Origin of the sequence: Rhizobium sp. BK399 (assembly GCF_014194695.1) — a bacterium.
In the GTDB taxonomy this organism is placed as follows: Bacteria; Pseudomonadota; Alphaproteobacteria; order Rhizobiales; family Rhizobiaceae; genus Rhizobium.
The window spans coordinates 92587-106284 of sequence record NZ_JACIAH010000011.1; the positions used below are offsets into that span (position 1 = coordinate 92587).

Annotated in this window: 14 protein-coding genes; 8 read left to right on the top strand and 6 right to left on the bottom strand. The window is 58.9% G+C overall.

Features of this window, described 5'->3' with window-relative positions; translation table 11 throughout:
• Positions 1 to 1203: an amino acid ABC transporter permease gene (locus FHT97_RS21285; RefSeq protein ID WP_183756954.1), complete on the bottom strand. Its 1203-nt coding sequence runs from the start codon at positions 1201 to 1203 to the stop codon at positions 1 to 3.
• Positions 1204 to 1294: 91 nt separating this feature from the next.
• Positions 1295 to 2320 (bottom strand): amino acid ABC transporter substrate-binding protein, encoded by a 1026-nt coding sequence (locus FHT97_RS21290; protein ID WP_016553805.1) that lies wholly within the window; start codon positions 2318 to 2320, stop codon positions 1295 to 1297.
• A gap of 370 nt (positions 2321 to 2690) precedes the next feature.
• On the opposite strand from FHT97_RS21290, the gene FHT97_RS21295 reads away from it, so the two are divergent.
• Complete coding sequence (locus tag FHT97_RS21295) at positions 2691 to 3881, top strand: cystathionine beta-lyase (RefSeq protein ID WP_183756952.1); 1191 nt, start codon at positions 2691 to 2693, stop codon at positions 3879 to 3881.
• Here the strand turns inward: FHT97_RS21295 and FHT97_RS21300 are convergent, their stop codons facing one another.
• Both FHT97_RS21300 and FHT97_RS21305 read right to left on the bottom strand, forming a co-directional pair.
• Complete coding sequence (locus FHT97_RS21300) at positions 3882 to 5036, bottom strand: FAD-dependent monooxygenase (RefSeq protein WP_183864168.1); 1155 nt, start codon at positions 5034 to 5036, stop codon at positions 3882 to 3884.
• A gap of 27 nt (positions 5037 to 5063) precedes the next feature.
• Positions 5064 to 5309, bottom strand: a complete 246-nt coding sequence (locus tag FHT97_RS21305; RefSeq protein ID WP_016553808.1) for a zinc-finger domain-containing protein — start codon at positions 5307 to 5309, stop codon at positions 5064 to 5066.
• Positions 5310 to 5465: 156 nt separating this feature from the next.
• Between FHT97_RS21305 and FHT97_RS21310 the strand changes: the two genes are divergently transcribed.
• The 7 genes from FHT97_RS21310 to clpA all read left to right on the top strand — a co-directional run bounded on the left by FHT97_RS21310 (position 5466) and on the right by clpA (position 11875).
• Complete coding sequence (locus FHT97_RS21310; protein WP_183864169.1) at positions 5466 to 6248, top strand: alpha/beta hydrolase; 783 nt, start codon at positions 5466 to 5468, stop codon at positions 6246 to 6248.
• 115 nt (positions 6249 to 6363) lie between these two features.
• Positions 6364 to 7197 (top strand): serine O-acetyltransferase, encoded by an 834-nt coding sequence (gene cysE, locus FHT97_RS21315; RefSeq protein ID WP_183756949.1) that lies wholly within the window; start codon positions 6364 to 6366, stop codon positions 7195 to 7197.
• 124 nt (positions 7198 to 7321) lie between these two features.
• A complete protein-coding gene (locus tag FHT97_RS21320) occupies positions 7322 to 7525 on the top strand; it encodes a DUF3126 family protein (protein ID WP_016553811.1) in 204 nt (67 codons plus the stop codon).
• A gap of 208 nt (positions 7526 to 7733) precedes the next feature.
• A complete protein-coding gene (locus FHT97_RS21325; RefSeq protein ID WP_183864170.1) occupies positions 7734 to 8156 on the top strand; it encodes a DUF3597 domain-containing protein in 423 nt (140 codons plus the stop codon).
• Between the two features lie 218 nt (positions 8157 to 8374).
• Positions 8375 to 8746: a phasin family protein gene (locus tag FHT97_RS21330; protein WP_183756947.1), complete on the top strand. Its 372-nt coding sequence runs from the start codon at positions 8375 to 8377 to the stop codon at positions 8744 to 8746.
• A 263-nt stretch (positions 8747 to 9009) separates the two neighbouring features.
• Complete coding sequence (clpS, locus tag FHT97_RS21335) at positions 9010 to 9363, top strand: ATP-dependent Clp protease adapter ClpS (RefSeq protein ID WP_183864171.1); 354 nt, start codon at positions 9010 to 9012, stop codon at positions 9361 to 9363.
• A 10-nt stretch (positions 9364 to 9373) separates the two neighbouring features.
• Entirely contained in the window at positions 9374 to 11875 is a 2502-nt protein-coding gene (gene clpA, locus FHT97_RS21340) for an ATP-dependent Clp protease ATP-binding subunit ClpA (protein WP_183864172.1), read from the top strand.
• Between the two features lie 79 nt (positions 11876 to 11954).
• Here clpA and FHT97_RS21345 read toward each other — a convergent pair whose 3' ends face one another.
• Together FHT97_RS21345 and FHT97_RS21350 are read right to left on the bottom strand one after the other, a co-directional pair.
• Positions 11955 to 12380 carry an HIT family protein gene (locus FHT97_RS21345; RefSeq protein ID WP_183864173.1) on the bottom strand — a complete coding sequence of 142 codons (426 nt, stop codon included), beginning with the start codon at positions 12378 to 12380 and terminating at the stop codon, positions 11955 to 11957.
• 53 nt (positions 12381 to 12433) lie between these two features.
• Positions 12434 to 13624 carry a GNAT family N-acetyltransferase gene (locus FHT97_RS21350; protein WP_183756944.1) on the bottom strand — a complete coding sequence of 397 codons (1191 nt, stop codon included), beginning with the start codon at positions 13622 to 13624 and terminating at the stop codon, positions 12434 to 12436.
• Positions 13625 to 13698: the final 74 nt, after the last annotated feature.

Consider the following 13698-nt stretch of genomic DNA (forward strand, 5'->3'; position numbering starts at 1 on the left):
TTATCTCTCCACCAGAGCCATCTTGGCATTGAACCAGTTCATCAACAGCGAGGTGAGGATGCTGAGGGTGAGATAGACGACCGCCCAGATAAAGACGATTTCGATCGCCTGGCCCGTCTGGTTAAGGATCGTGCCGCCGACCGCAACGAGATCCGCGAAGCCGATGGCAATGGCCAGCGACGAGTTCTTCGTCAAGTTGAGGTATTGGCTGGTAAGTGGTGGAATGATGATGCGCAAAGCCTGCGGGACTACGACGAGGCGCGTAACACTTGCAGGATGCAGACCAAGCGCACCGGCTGCCTCGGATTGACCCTTCGGTACACCGCGAATACCCGCGCGGACGATTTCGGCAATGAAGGCCGCCGTATAGAAGGACAACGCCAAGAACAGCGACATGAATTCCGGCCCGACGACCGCGCCACCGGTGAGATTGAATTTTCCGGCCACGGGTACGTCAAACGACAGCGGCATGCCGGACAGCAGGAACGCCAGAAGCGGCAGGCCGACGACGAGTGCAGTCGATACCCAGATTGTATGGAATTGCTTTCCAGTTGCGGCTTGGCGCTTGTGCGCCCAACGCGCGACGAATGCGGATGCCACGATCCCAACGAGGAAGGCCAGGCCGACCGCCCACATGCCTTCGCCGAAGATCGGTTTGGGAAACGCGAGCCCGCGATTGTTGAGGAATACGTTCAGCGGCAGATGCAACGACTCGCGAGCCCCTGGCAGGACGGCAAGAACGCCCTGATACCAAAAGAAGATGACGAGCAGGGGCGGGATGTTGCGGAAGACCTCGACATACACCGTGCAAAGCTTGGCGATCAGCCAGTTATGCGACAGGCGGCCGATGCCGACGACAAAGCCGATGATCGTTGCCGTGATAATGCCGGTAACCGCTACCAGAACGGTGTTGAGGAGGCCGACCACCAGCGCGCGGCGATAGGTGGCGTCGCTGGAATAGCCGATCAGCGACTGGCCGATGTCGAAGCCAGCGCGCCCGTTCAGAAAGCCGAAGCCGGAAGCGGTGCCGGAGCGTGCCAAATTCTGGGCCGTGTTGTGGGCGATCCACCATACGAAGCCAACAATGACGACGATGGTGAGAACTTGGAAGAAAATACCCCGATACCTCGGGTCGTAGAGCGCTGACTGGAAGCTCCAGCCAGTGCTTTGCACATGCGACGTGTGCACAGCCTCTTGCGTCATGCCGAGCCTAATCCCCTATGAGCCCGTTTTCGGGCTTTTCTCTTTGTGGTGGGAAGGCGGAAAACCGCCTCCCCACAGTTTCGTCAGTCGATCAACGTACCGGCGGTGCGTATTGGAGGCCGCCCTTGTTCCACAGCGCGTTCAGACCACGCTCGATCTTGAGCGGGCTGCCCTGACCGACGTTGCGTTCGAAGACTTCGCCATAGTTGCCGACGCCCTTGATGATGTTGTAGGCCCATTCGTTGGTGAGCCCCATGTCGGTGCCGATTTTCGTATCGGTTTCCGTGCCGAGGAAGCGCTTGATGTCAGGATTCGCGGAGTTCTTCATCTCATCGACGTTGGCCTGGGTGATGCCGAACTCTTCTGCGGTGACGAGCGCATAAGCCGTCCACGAAACGATGTCGAACCATTGGTCGTCACCCTGGCGAACGGCCGGGCCGAGCGGTTCCTTGGAAATGATTTCCGGAAGGACCATGTGCTCGTCGGGGTTCTTCAGCGTCAGACGCAATGAGTAGAGGCCAGACTGGTCGGTCGTGTAGACGTCGCAACGGCCGGCGTCGTAGGCGGCGTTGACTTCCTCAAGCTTTTCGAAAACGACCGGATTGTACTGGAGGTTGTTCGACTTGAAATAGTCTGCGAGGTTCAGTTCGGTGGTTGTGCCGGACTGCACGCAGACAGCCGCGCCGGAAAGTTCGAGCGCCGACTTCACGTTGAGGCTCTTGCGAACCATGAAGCCCTGGCCGTCATAATAGGTAACCGGGCGGAAGTTGAAGCCCTGTGCCGTATCGCGGTTGATCGACCATGTCGTGTTACGCGACAGGACGTCGATTTCGCCCGACTTCAGAGCCGGGAAGCGGTCCTTGGCCGACAGTGGCGTATATTTTACCTTGGTCGGGTCGCCGAAAACGGCCGAAGCGATTGCCTTGCAGAAGTCGACGTCGAAGCCAGCCCAATTGCCGGAAGCGTCAGGCTGCGCGAAACCGAGAAGGCCGGTGTTGACGCCGCACTGAATAAAACCCTTTGCCTTGACGTCTTCGAGCGTGGTGGCAGAAGCTGCCGAAGCGCCAAGTCCGAAGACTGCTGCGCCGATGGCGGCCGACAGAAGCTTAATCTTCATTTTTCCCAACCTTTTCCTTTGTCTTATCTTTTTGTGGGAGCGTCGCTGAAGCAAGCAAAACCTCCCATATGGCTCGACACCCTCCCGGCGCGAGCAGTGCTATCTCAGTCGCAAATGTCACCACGGTCAAGTGTCGCAGTGAAAGATTGCGTGATATTTCGGCAATTCCCTAATTGAGGCGCGCAAAATAAGCAGATGGCTAACGAAATGGCGGCGTTTTGCCGAAAAAAATCGCGCAAAATCACTGATATATCTGCAGAATCCTCAGATAGGCGGACATTTTACCCAATTTTCCTTCGGGGTTGACCGATCGTTTTGACCGGTTCAAAAAGTTTGCCGACTGCATCCCACCGCCAAAGGCATTTCCGACATGACAGATAAAGACGGCCTGCTTCAAAACGCAGGCATCAACACGCGCCTTTCCCACCTCGGCAACGATCCGGCCGAATACCACGGTTTCGTCAATCCGCCGGTTGTTCATGCCTCGACGGTGCTCTTTCCCAATGCAAGGGCGATGGAAACCCGCGCGCAGAAGTATACTTACGGAACACGCGGTACCCCGACAACGGACGCCCTTTGCGAGGCGATCGATGCCCTCGAAGGCTCTGCTGGGACAATCCTCGTCCCGTCGGGCCTGGCGGCGGTTACCGTCCCGTTCCTGGCTTTCCTGTCTGCCGGTGATCATGCGCTGATCGTCGATTCCGTCTATGGGCCGACTCGGCATTTCTGTGACACCATGCTGAAGCGCCTGGGCGTTGAGGTCGACTATTACGACCCGATGGTCGGGGCGGGCATCGAGGCGTTGATCAAACCGAACACGAAGCTCGTCCACACAGAAGCTCCGGGGTCGAATACCTTCGAAATGCAAGATATTCCGACAATTTCCGCGATTGCGCACAAGCACGGCGCAATTGTAACGATGGACAACACCTGGGCGACGCCGGTCTATTTCAAGCCGCTCGATTTCGGCGCCGACATCTCCATTCACGCAGCCACCAAGTACCCGTCCGGCCACTCGGATATCCTGATGGGAACGGTTTCGGCGAACGCCAAATACTGGCCGCAGTTGCACGAAGCCAACATTACTCTTGGCATTTGCGGCGCCCCCGACGACGCCTATCAGATCCTGCGTGGGCTGCGCACCATGGGTGTTCGCCTGGAGCGCCACTATGAAAGCGCGCTGACCATCGCCAGGTGGCTCGAGGGCAGGGAGGACGTCGCCACGGTGCTCCATCCGGCGCTTCCGAGCTTCCCTGGGCACGAACTGTGGAAGCGCGACTTCAAGGGCGCGAGCGGCATCTTCTCCTTCGTTCTTGCGGTTGACGCTCCGGAGAAGTTCAAGGCCAAGGCGCATGCCTTCCTTGACGCACTGCAGATCTTCGGCCTCGGTTGGTCGTGGGGGGGCTTCGAAAGCCTTGCAGTCCATGTCAACTTGAACGATCGCCGCATTCGAAAGGCGCCGACTGAAGGACCGGTCATCCGCCTGCAGATCGGGCTCGAGGATGTCGTCGATATCAAGGCCGATATCGAGCGCGGTTTTGCCGCGGCAAAAGCCGTCTGATCAGGTGCCGGCTCGGTAGCCGTAAATCCAGTCGAGATCCGCCGCAAGGCTTTGCGGCGGTCGCAACCCCAGGACGATGTCACGGCCGACGCGGATTGGCCCGCGCGCGTGATAGGCAAACTGGTTGAATGCACCACGCTTGCGCAGTCGCGCGATCCGCGGAGCGCGATGCGTCTCGAACAACTGCAAGGCCTCAGCGACGGGCCGTGCGGCTACGAACATAGCTAGCTCGTATGCATCCTCGATCGCCATTGCAGCACCCTGAGCCGCAAACGGCATCATGGCGTGAGCGGCGTCGCCGATAAGAACACTGTCACGGCCATTCTGCCAGCGTCCGTCCGTTGTTTCGTAGAGGGGCCAGAAGGTCATGCCGCGTGCGTCGGCAAAAATCCGCGTCATGGCAGGGTGCCATCGGGAAAACCGTGAAAGCAACTGTTGGCGTTGCGATTCCGTTGGTCGCGTCGTCCAGTCGTGCGACACGGCATTGCCTGTCGTGATCGCCACCATATTGAAACCGTTGGTTTCGCTCAGCGGATAGCAGACGAGATGTGCTGATGGACCAAGGAAAGCAGAGACGCTTGTCGGTTCAAGAAACGCGGGTGCGTTCGCCGCATCGATCGTGAAACGGTAGGCAATGTTCCCCGAGAAGCGAGGCGAGGGCGCGCCATCGATGCTCTCTCTTACCTGCGACCAGACGCCGTCGGCGCCAATCAGAAGATCCCCAGGACCGCCGGAAACGTCCGAGAGTGTCCCGCGCCCGATCTGCGCTCCGAGATGCAGTTTGCAGAGTGGCTCCTTGGCGACTGCATCAAGCAGTGCCCGCTGCAGCGAGGCGCGATGCAGGACGCCATAAGGGGCTCCCCATCGGGCGCGCGCAAATCCGCCGGCCGGAACGGCTGCCAGTTGACGCAAGGTGGTTCCGGATACGAGTCGAATGGAGTCTGGCTCCAGCCAGATGTCGGTGAGGCGCTCGAGGATGCCGAGCTCCGCCAGAATGTGAGCGGCATTCGGCGAAATCTGCAGACCAGCGCCGACCTCTGTCAGTTCAGGGGCTTGCTCGAAAATCTCGGAATGGATGCCGCGCCGTGCCAGTGCAAGCGCAACGGTAAGGCCAGCGACACCCGCGCCGACGATGGCGGCATGTTCAGCCGGCATGGGCTGTCCGATCCCGAGTTGGCGCTCTTAGGCAGCCTTGACGTGGAAGACGCAGCCGGCCGGATTGGTCTGGTTTGCCTTCAGCGCGCCATTCAAGCGGTAAAGGGTCGAGCAGTACGAGCAGACCTTCTCGTTCTCGTCGCCCATGTCGATGAAGATGTGCGGATGATCGAACGGAACGGAGGCGCCGGTGCACATGAACTCCTTCACGCCGACTTCGATAACGCGGTGTCCGCCGTCGTTCTGGAAGTGGGGAATGTTGTGGCCGGCCATGCTCGTCTCCGAATGCTTCGTAAATGTGCGCGGACCTTATAGTCGTTCATCGCAAATGTGTAGAGCCAAAGAGAGGCAGGACGCACAGTTTTTGCAACTGCGAGGGTTTCAGTTCGGCGGCCTATAAAATATGGTCCGGCAAAAAAGGACAGTCTGATGAACTTGAATACGCCCGTCTTTTCCAGCTTCACGCATAACGGTCTGAAGCTTGCCTTCTTCGACGAAGGTGATCCGTCGGGCGTGCCGGTGCTGCTGATCCACGGATTTGCGTCAAGCGCCAACGTGAACTGGGTTTATCCGGGCTGGCTGAAGACATTGGGCGATGCGGGCTACCGGGTCATTGCCATCGACAACCGGGGACATGGCGCAAGCGACAAGCCACGCGATGCCGAGGCCTACCGCCCCTGGCATATGGCGAGCGACGCCATCGCGCTGCTCGATCACCTCGGGATTCCCGAAGCCAACCTGATGGGCTACTCGATGGGAGCCCGCATTTCTGTGTTCGCGGCGCTCGCCCATCCCGACCGCGTGCGTTCGCTGGTCCTCGGCGGCCTCGGGATCGGGATGACGGACGGAGTCGGCGACTGGGATCCGATTGCGGATGCCTTGTTGGCGGCTTCCCTCGATGATGTCACCCATGACCGCGGGCGAATGTTCCGGGCTTTTGCCGACCAAACAAAAAGCGACCGTGATGCGCTCGCCGCCTGTATCAAGGGGTCGCGCGATCTCGTTGCGCGGTCCGACATGGCGAAGATCGAAGCTCCGACCTTGATCGGCGTCGGAACCAAGGACGACATCGCGGGTTCAGCCGAGGAACTCGCCGCACTGATGCCTCGCGCGACGGCGCTTGATATCCCCGGCCGCGATCACATGCTGGCCGTCGGCGATCGGGTCTTCAAGAAGGCGGTGCTGGAGTTTTACGCCGAAGTCGCCGGATAGCGACTTGGCTTCTGTTGTGGCAGGTGGGAACGATGCAAGATTGCCGAAGCACCCATTTATGTTAACAGGTTTTTGCCCTATATAGAGCCGATCTACGCATACGAGGAGACCTTTCATGGTCGCAAAGACAGACATTCGCTCTCTTGAGACGGGCAACCCCCTCAAGGTGATAGATCCGATCTGGGACAGCCTGCGCGAGGAAGCGCGCGCCGCCGCGGAAAGTGATCCGGTGCTGGCCGCGTTTCTCTACTCGACGGTACTCAATTACCGGTCGCTGGAAGAGTGCGTGATCTATCGTATCTGCGAACGTCTCGACCATCCCGACATGCAGGCGATTTTGCTGCGCCAGACCTTCGATCAGATGTTGGAGGATTGGCCGGAGTGGAGCGCGATCCTGCGTGTCGACATCCAAGCGATTTATGATCGTGATCCCGCATGCCTGCGTTTCATGGAAGCGGTGCTCTACTTCAAGGGATTCCATGCGCTGCAGACGCACCGCCTCGCGCATTGGCTGCTGAACCGCGGCCGGCGCGATCTGGCGCTGTATCTGCAGAGCAGATCATCAAGCGTGTTCCAGACCGATATCAATCCGGCCGCGCGCATCGGCAGAGGCATCTTCCTCGATCACGCCACCGGGCTGGTCGTTGGTGAGACCGCCGTGATCGGCGACAATGTATCGATCCTGCATGGCGTCACCCTTGGCGGCACCGGCAAAGAAGGCTCGGACCGCCATCCGAAGATCGGCAGCGGTGTGCTGATCGGCGCCGGCGCCAAGATCCTCGGTAACATCGAGATCGGCTATTGCTCGCGCATTGCCGCTGGCTCAGTCGTGCTGAAGGCGGTGCCGCCCAAGACCACCGTGGCAGGCGTTCCGGCCAAGGTGGTCGGAGAAGCAGGGTGTTCGGAACCGTCGCGAATAATGGATCAGGTGATCGGCGCGGATATCTGAGCCGCGCGTCACCTAACAGTTGGCATATCGGCGGGGATAGCGTTGTGCGTGGGTCCCCGTGCCTTTACAGCGCCGTCTTTCCCATGCAAGAAGCGGCCAACCGAGACCGCTCAGGAGATGCAGTGTGAAGCCCGAAGAAATCAAGAAACTCGACGCCTATTTCAAGCGCACGTTCAACCCCGAGGTCATCGTCAAGGCACGCCCGCGAAAGAACGATTCCGCTGAAGTGTATCTCGGCGAAGAATTTCTGGGTGTCGTCTATATCGATGACGAGGACGGCGACCGCTCCTACAATTTCTCGATGGCGATCCTCGACGTCGATCTCTGAAATCGGATCGATGGGCGGTCTGTTGGCCGCCCGTCAATCCAGCGGTGTCCCGCCCCACGCCGCCCAAGCCGCGATCGCTAACCTCCGATTGTTTCCTACCGCAGAGCAATCTCTAGCGGAAAATTGGGCAACCTTCTCTGGACCCATCCGTCGAACGCTCCATCTCCTCCGCTGAGCATGTGCTCTAGGCTAGGAAGGGATGTTGAGAATGGGTATTTTCGACAAGATCAAGAACGCGATTTTTGGGAAAGCTGTGGCTGCTCCAGTTACTCCGTCTGCCACACCCGCGCCATCGCCGACTGCGGCTGCGCCGAGCGCCGCGCCCACGGCCACACCCCAGCCGGCACCGACGGCCGCGTCACCCGCCGCTGCGACCATTGACATCGTGCCACTGCTGGATGCGGCAGTGAAGAAGAGCGGACAGAAGCTGGATTGGCGCCGTTCTATCGTCGATCTGATGAAGGCGGTCGGCATGGACGCGAGCCTTGCGGAGCGCAAGGAACTTGCCGCCGAACTGGGCTTTACGGGCGATCCGCATGACACCGCCACCATGAACATGTTCCTGCATAAGGCATTGATGAAACGCCTTGCTGAGAATGGCGGAAAAGTTCCGGCTGACCTTCTCGACTGACCCGACGGTTCCATTGGCATCGCGACGATATTTTTGATGAAATCTCTGGTTGCGGTGTCCTGATATATTTTAGGGAAATCAAATGCAGCGCGTTGACTAAGAGCGAGAGCCGGGCTCGACACTCGCATAGGATGTTGTGCGATGCACAACAATACTTGACTATTTGTGCGTTGCAGCTAGGCTCCATCAAGCCACACATGCCAAGGAGGATGATGGTCATGTTGAACTTCGACGACGTCAATCGGAAGAACAAGGAAGCCATGGACACGGTCCTGAAGAGCTATTCGGAGACTGCCAAGGGTTTCCAGGCCATTGCCGCCGAAGCCGTGGAGTATTCCAAGAAGTCGTTCCAGGACACGGTCACGCATTTTGAAAGCCTGTCGGGAGCGCGTAGCTTTGAAGCTGCCTTCGAGCTGCAGACCACCTATGTGAAAACCGCATACGAGAACTTCGTGAGCGAAGCCACCAAGCTCGGCGAAATGTATTCCGATCTCGCCAAAAGCGCTTACAAACCATACGAGGCGCCTGTTGCGGCAGCGGCCGCCAAGGCGATGAAGACGGCTCCAGTTGTTGCGCCCGCTGCGGCGTAACCATAACCGGCAATTGCCGTACAGCTCTTGAAAATCGAAGACCGGCTACGCATCTGCGGCCGGTCTTTTCTTTTTTCACAATGCCCGTCGCATGCCCACCACCCGGTTTCTGTGTCTTTGCATCAAGACTGGCCGAATTGTGATTGCAGTGTGAAACGAGGGGCTTAAAATCGCTCCAGGATGGACTAAGTTAGTATTTCGAATATTCGGCGGGAAACCACTCCTCCCAGCTTCTTGCCGGACTGATCGAGGAATGAAAGAAAATGGTCGCAGAGCCGATCCGGATGCAAAACGACAGCGAAAGGAACGGGGACAACGGAAATCGCGGAACCTCGGTCATTACACGTACAAAGCCGAAGACCAAGAAGCCTAATCTCTACCGTGTGCTACTCCTGAATGACGACTACACTCCCATGGAATTTGTCATTCATATCCTCGAGCGTTTTTTTCAGAAGGATCGTGAAAGTGCCACCCGCATCATGCTCCACGTCCACAACCACGGCGTCGGTGAGTGCGGAATATTTACATACGAGGTAGCGGAAACGAAGGTGAGCCAGGTGATGGACTTCGCCCGACAGCACCAGCATCCGCTGCAATGCGTCATGGAAAAGAAGTGAGGATCTGAACGTGCCAACATTTTCGCCTAGTCTTGAGAAGGCGCTCCATCAGGCACTGACCTTTGCCAACGAGCGGCATCATGAATATGCCACGCTCGAGCATCTGCTGCTCGCCCTGATCGACGATGCCGATGCGGCCGCGGTTATGGGAGCCTGCAATGTCGACCTCGACGCGCTGCGCAAAACGCTTGTTGAATATGTCGATAACGAACTCTCCAATTTGGTCACTGGCTATGACGAGGACTCCAAGCCCACTTCCGGCTTTCAGCGCGTCATTCAGCGAGCGGTGATTCATGTGCAGTCGTCCGGGCGTGAGGAAGTGACAGGGGCCAACGTCCTCGTCGCGATCTTCGCCGAGCGCGAGAGCCACGCCGCATACTTCCTGCAAGAGCAGGAGATGACCCGATACGATGCCGTCAACTATATCTCTCACGGGATCGGCAAGCGCCCCGGCGCATCCGACGCTCGTCCGCCGCGTGGCGCCGATGACGGCGAATCCGAGAGCAAGCCAGCTTCGCGCAGTAGCGGTGACCAGGAGGAAGGCGGCTCCAAGAAGCAGCAGGACGCCCTGAAGGCCTACTGCGTAAACCTCAACGAGAAGGCCAAGAGCGGCAAGATCGATCCGCTGATCGGCCGGCAGTCCGAGGTCAACCGCACGATTCAGGTTCTGTGCCGCCGATCGAAGAACAACCCGCTCTATGTTGGTGATCCCGGTGTCGGCAAGACGGCGATTGCTGAGGGCCTGGCCAAGCGCATCGTTGAAGGCAAGGTGCCGGAAGCCCTGGCCGATGCCACGATCTTCTCGCTCGATATGGGCACGCTGCTCGCCGGTACGCGCTATCGCGGCGATTTCGAAGAACGCCTGAAGCAGGTCGTCAAGGAGCTCGAAGAATATCCGGGCGCCGTGCTCTTCATCGACGAAATCCATACCGTCATCGGTGCGGGTGCGACGTCAGGCGGCGCGATGGATGCCTCGAACCTTTTGAAGCCGGCTTTGTCCTCGGGCGCGATCCGTTGCATCGGTTCGACGACGTACAAGGAGTATCGCCAGTTCTTCGAGAAGGATCGCGCTCTGGTTCGTCGTTTCCAGAAGATCGATGTCAATGAACCCTCGATCGATGATGCGATCGAGATCATGAAGGGCCTGAAGCCGTACTTCGAAGAGTATCATCACCTGCGTTACTCGAATGAGGCGATCAAGACGGCTGTCGAGTTGTCGGCCCGCTACATCTCGGACCGCAAGCTGCCCGACAAGGCGATCGACGTCATCGATGAGACCGGGGCCGCACAGATGTTGCTGCCACCGTCCAAGCGCCGCAAGCTGATCACCGAGAAGGAGATCGAGGCAACGGTCGCAACGATGGCACGCATCCCGCCGAAGACGGTGTCGAAGGACGATGAAGCTGTCCTTGCCAATCTCGAGCAGGAGTTGCGCTCGGTCGTTTACGGCCAGGACAACGCGATCGAAGCGCTATCGACCTCGATCAAGCTGGCGCGCGCCGGCCTTCGCGAACCGAACAAGCCGATCGGCTCCTATGTCTTCTCCGGCCCGACCGGCGTCGGCAAGACGGAGGTTGCCAAGCAGCTGGCGTCGTCGCTCGGCGTCGAACTGCTGCGCTTCGACATGTCCGAATACATGGAGCGGCACACCGTATCGCGTCTGCTCGGCGCACCTCCTGGCTATGTCGGCTTCGACCAAGGCGGTCTCCTGACCGATGGCGTCGACCAGCATCCGCACTGCGTCGTGCTGCTTGACGAGATCGAGAAGGCGCATCCCGACATCTACAACATCCTGTTGCAGGTGATGGATCACGGCGCGCTGACCGACCACAACGGCAAGAAGATCGACTTCCGCAATGTCATCCTGATCATGACGACAAACGCGGGCGCATCGGAGATGGCCAAGGCTGCGATCGGTTTCGGCTCGTCGAAGCGGACGGGCGAAGATGAGGAGGCATTGACCCGCCTGTTCACGCCGGAATTCCGCAACCGTCTCGACGCGATCATTCCGTTTGCGGCGTTGCCGACTGAGGTCATCCACAAGGTGGTGCAGAAGTTCATCATGCAGCTGGAGGCGCAGCTTTCCGAACGGAACGTCACCTTCAACCTGCAAGAGGACGCAATCTCCTGGCTGGCTGAAAAGGGTTACGACGACAAGATGGGCGCCCGCCCGCTCGCTCGCGTAATTCAGGACGTCATTAAGAAGCCGCTGGCGAACGAAATCCTCTTCGGCAAGTTGCGGAAGGGCGGCGTCGTCAACGTTACGGTCGGTCCGAAAGAAGATGGCAAGCCCGGTATTGTCCTCGAAGCCGTATCGGACAACGCGCCGATCAAGCCGAAGCCAGAAGCCGAAGTTGCCCATCCCGAGGCTGACGATGTGGATGACGGCGAACTGAAGACGAAGGCCCGCCCGAAGAAGACGACGGCCAAGAAGGCTAAGGCCGCCGCCGATCCCGAGGTCAAGAGCTTGCCCAAGAAGGGTAGTGCGGTTCCACGGGTTCCAAAGAAGTAAATGAACAAAAGGCGGCTCGAGTGGCCGCCTTTTTCTTTGCTGCTATCTTCGCCAACGCTAGGTCGGTACTCGGCGTTGATTAGAGTTCAGCCTTGATCTTTTCGGCATTCGCGGCGAGCACCGCATTGTCCTCCATCTGGCCAGAATGAGGACGCAGCGCCATTCCCTCGTGACGTGGGATCACGTGGAAGTGCAGGTGGAAAACGGTCTGGCCGGCGGCGGGTTCGTTGAACTGGCAGACCAAGACGCCATCGGCGTCGAAGGCTTCCTTGACTGCGTTGGCAATCTTCTGGACAACGGGGATCGTCTTGGCGAGAACGACAGGGTCAGCGTCGAGCAGGTTGCGTGACGGCGCCTTCGGAAGGACGAGTACATGGCCAGGCGCCTGCGGCATCACGTCCATGAAGGCAACCGTGTCGCTGTCCTCGTAAATGCGGTGCGAGGGAATTTCGCCGCGCAGGATCTTGGCGAAAATATTGTTGCTGTCGTAGGCGGCGCTGGTCATACGAACTCTCCTCATTACTGCTGTGATCGCGTAGCGCGACAGGGGCGAAAGCGTCAATCCTCCTGCTGGCGTTCGCCCTTTCGAAACGGGCTGTGCTCGGTCAGGATCTCGTTCATGTGTTCGATGTCGTCGCGCTCGCGTTCGAGATAGTCGGAGATTGCCCGGCGCAGTCCGGAATGGGCAACGTAATGCGCGGAATGGGTTGTCACCGGCAGGTAGCCGCGTGCGAGCTTATGCTCGCCCTGGGCGCCAGCTTCGACGCGCTTGAGACCCTTTGCCAGGGCAAAGTCGATCGCCTGGTGGTAGCAGACTTCGAAGTGCAGGAATGGGTGATCCTCGACGCAGCCCCAATGACGACCATAAAGCGTATCGCCGCCGATGAAGTTGATCGCACCGGCAATATAGCGACCGTCACGCTTTGCCATCACGAGCAGGATGTCGTCGGGCATGCGCTCGCCAATCAGCGAGTAGAACTTGCGGGTGAGATACGGTCGGCCCCATTTTCTGCCGCCTGTATCCATGTAGAATTCGAAGAACTGGTCCCAGATCCGCTCGGTCAGGTCACCACCGGTCAGCCAATCGATGCTGATGCCGTGGTCAAGCGCGGTGCGGCGCTCCTTTCGAAGCGCCTTGCGCTTGCGTGACGCGAGCGTTTCCAGAAACTCCTCGTGATTGGCATAGCCCTCATTGATGAAGTGGAACTGCTGGTCCGTCCTGTGCAGGTAATCCTCGCCCTCAAAGATCCCAATCTCGTCCTCGGGTACGAAGGTGATGTGTGCGGAAGAGACGCCAAGCTGGCGTACGACCTCCTTGAGGCTCTCGGCTATGGCGTGCTGGATCGGCAAGCGCTGTAGCCCCTCGGTCACAAGCAGCCTCGGGCCGGTCGCCGGTGTAAAGGGAATGGAGCATTGGAGCTTCGGATAGTACCGTCCGCCCGCTCGCTCGAAGGCATCTGCCCAGCCGTGGTCGAAAACATATTCGCCCTGGCTATGGTTCTTGAGATAGCCGGGCAGGGCACCGATAAGCTCGCCTTTGTCCGTTTCCAGGAGAAGATGGTGGCCCATCCAGCCGGATTGCGCAGTCGCCGATCCGGATTCTTCCAATGAAGAAAGAAAGGCATGCGACACGAAAGGATTGTAGGTGAGCGCGGTGCTCTTTGGGGAGGTCCCGGAAAGCCGCGACCAGCTCTCCGGGGAAATCGCGGTGAAAGACCGCTCGATGCGGATTGAAAGTTCGTCTGTCATGGAGCGAATGCGAGACCGTTTGGGAGGAGAATGGGGCTCACCAGCAGTCTGCGCATGATCTTGTCCAAAAAGCG